This window comes from Desulfofustis glycolicus DSM 9705 (assembly GCF_900130015.1).
In the GTDB taxonomy this organism is placed as follows: domain Bacteria; phylum Desulfobacterota; class Desulfobulbia; order Desulfobulbales; family Desulfocapsaceae; genus Desulfofustis; species Desulfofustis glycolicus.
In genome coordinates this window covers 1-1,596 of record NZ_FQXS01000090.1, presented here as the reverse complement: position 1 = coordinate 1,596, position 1,596 = coordinate 1, and the positions used below count along the sequence as shown (strand labels likewise).

Genomic DNA, 1,596 nt, shown 5'->3' with positions numbered 1-1,596 from the left:
TGTTTTGGTTCAGCGCGAATTGGAGAATTCCCCCATTTGAGTTAGTTTACTCACAAGGAGGAATTCACCATGAAACGAAAACGCAAAAACTATTCAGCCAACGAGAAGGTTGCCATTATCAAGCGCCATCTTGTTGACAAAGTGTCGGTCTCAGACCTATGCGACGAATATCTGCTCAATCCTACGGTATTTTACCGGTGGCAAAAAGAATTTTTCGAAAACGGTGCAGCCGCCTTTGAGAAAAGCGATGCTCGTCGGCAACGGGCCGAGCGGAAGCGCTTTGAAGAACTGGAGGCTAAGCTGCAAGTCAAGAACGAGGTGCTCTCCGAATTGATGGAGGAACACGTTCGCCTAAAAAAAACACTTGGGGTTCCCTGAAAGCGTCGTGGGTTCCCCATGATACCCGCGATACCGTGGTCGATTTTGTTCAGCAGTGGTCGAGCCGCACTGGTATCGCCGTGACGCGATTTATCAACTGGCTGGAGATCGGCTCCAGCAAGTACTATAACTGGCAATCACGATACGGCAAAGTCAATGAGCACAATGGTCTGATACCCCGCGACTTCTGGCTTGACGACTGGGAGAAGCAGGCTATCATCAGGTTCTACCTCAAGCATCCGCTGGAGGGATATCGTCGTTTGACCTTCATGATGCTCGATCGAGATATTGTCGCGGTCAGCCCGAGCAGCGTTTACCGGGTGCTGAAGAAAGCCGATCTGCTGCGCCGATGGAAAGGCAAGCCCTCCCGAAAGGGGAAAGGTTTTGTCCAACCGCTCAGACCGCACGCGCACTGGCATATCGATGTTGCCTATGTGAATATTTGCAGTACTTTTTACTATCTGTGCACCATTTTGGATGGTTTCAGCCGATACATTGTCCACTGGGAGCTGCGTGAAGCGATGACCGAGCAGGATGTGGAGATTATCCTGCAGCGGGCGCGGGAGAAATTTCCCCAGGCCAAGCCGCGGATCATCTCCGATAACGGGCCTCAATTCATCGCCAAAGACTTTAAGGAGTTCATCCGTGTAGCGGGAATGACGCATGTCCGGACGTCACCATTTTACCCACAAAGCAACGGCAAGCTGGAGCGGTACCACAAGACCATCAAAAGTGAATGCATTCGGCCCGGGGTGGCGTTGTCTCTTGACGAAGCCCGTTCCCAGATCGCCGGCTATATTGCCTACTACAACGATGAACGGCTACATAGCGCTATCGGTTATATCGCCCCCAAGGACAAGCTTGAAGGCCGGGAAGAGCAGATTTTCAAAGATCGAGATCGCAAACTCGAGGCAGCAAGAGCCGCCAGGAAGTTAAAGAGATGTCACCAAGCCATGAGGGAGAACGCCGCACCGCTGGTAGCAGATTGGGGCCGGGCCGACAAGGTCAAGCCCCCTGCGGGGGCGCTGCGCGACCCTGTCGGCCCGGCCCCAATCTGCTAAGCCTGAAAGTGGCGATGGCGAAGGAGCGGCTGTGCCGCCCTCGCCTCCGGCGGGGCTCCGACTCAGGAGCTTGGATATGATTTCCCCGGAAATGGCTCCGGGATGCAACCCACTAACTTTGAATCGAGAATTCTCCAATTTCAACTGAAGCAAAACA

At 53.4% G+C, this 1,596-nt stretch carries 2 protein-coding genes; both read left to right on the top strand.

The features are described 5' to 3' along the window. Positions 1-69 precede the first annotated feature (69 nt). Positions 70-378 (top strand): transposase, encoded by a 309-nt coding sequence (locus BUC26_RS24330; protein ID WP_073379676.1) that lies wholly within the window; start codon positions 70-72, stop codon positions 376-378. Positions 379-413: 35 nt separating this feature from the next. Next, positions 414-1,439 carry an IS3 family transposase gene (locus BUC26_RS22510; protein ID WP_244155940.1) on the top strand — a complete coding sequence of 342 codons (1,026 nt, stop codon included), beginning with the start codon at positions 414-416 and terminating at the stop codon, positions 1,437-1,439. The last annotated feature ends 157 nt before the right edge of the window (positions 1,440-1,596 follow it).